Origin of the sequence: Mesorhizobium sp. M1329, from assembly GCF_040318035.1 — a bacterium.
Lineage (GTDB): Bacteria > Pseudomonadota > Alphaproteobacteria > Rhizobiales > Rhizobiaceae > Mesorhizobium.
Genome location: NZ_JAMYLN010000089.1, coordinates 1 through 1,087, shown reverse-complemented (window position 1 = coordinate 1,087; position 1,087 = coordinate 1). Strand labels below are relative to the sequence as shown.

At 57.6% G+C, this 1,087-nt stretch carries 1 protein-coding gene; it reads right to left on the bottom strand.

The window, feature by feature from the left end; genetic code table 11:
- Positions 1 to 872, bottom strand: an 872-nt coding sequence (locus tag NKH21_RS32680; protein WP_352870023.1) for a glycosyltransferase family 4 protein, incomplete at its 3' end; no start/stop codon positions are given.
- Positions 873 to 1,087 lie beyond the last annotated feature (215 nt).

Below are 1,087 nucleotides of genomic sequence, written 5' to 3'. Positions count from 1 at the left end.
CCGGACACACCGTCATCGATGATCTCCGGGACGGCGCCACGCCGGAACGCAACCACCGGCGTACCGCAGGCCATTGCTTCGATCGTTACGAGCCCGAAGGGTTCCGGCCAGTCGATTGGAAACAAAAGCGCTATCGCATTGCCCAGAAAATCCGCCTTTTGCCGCTCATCGATCTCGCCAATGAACTCCACGTTCGAATGCCGCAGCACTTGCGGCTCGACCCTTTCCTTCCAGAACGACTGGTCCACCTTGTCGATCTTGGCGGCGATTTTCAGAGGAAACCCGGCCCGCGCTGCTATTTCTATGGCCGCTTCCGGCCCCTTTTCCGGCGAGATGCGACCGAGAAACGCAAGATAGCCAGAGGTGTTCGGGTGGAATGGCAGAAGATCGCGGGGCAGGCCATGATGCACGGTTCCAACCCAATTGACGGGCGGCATGGGCCGGCGCTGGTCGAAGGAAATCGAGACCAGGGGAACGTCGTCGAACATTGCATAAAGCTGCGCCAGATCGGGCAGGTCGAGCCTGCCGTGAAGCGTGGTAACCGTTCGACTGGCAAAATCCCGAATTATGGGGAAGTGCAGAACATCGACGTGGAAATGTAAAACGTCGAATTCATCGGCTCGCCGGCGCACCCGTTCAAGCATCATGACGTGGTGCGGACCACCGTCCTGGACCCTGGGGTTCAGGCGCAGCGCGACGTCGCAACACGGCACCAGCTCAGCTGAGGTACGAGAATCGGCGCTGGCGAACAGCGTCACCTCGTGGCCCTGTCGGACAAGTTCTTCGGTCAGATACGAAACAATTCGCTCGGTTCCACCGTAGGTTCGGGGCGGCACGGATTCGGTTAGCGGCGCGATCTGGGCTATTTTCATTTAGAAAATCTTTTCGGCGGCGACCGCCGTCTTTCAAACAAGCTTCGGCGGCAACCAAGACGAGCGAGAGCTTCCGGTTGCGAAGTATTCTATACAGAGCGTATTTATAGTTGTGCCGTCCGTGCTCCTCGCGTGCAATAGGTTGCCCTTATTCAACTCCTCTGGATCCAAGAACTGCGATCCATGAGAAATGTTTCACCGGCTCGATAAAAAGA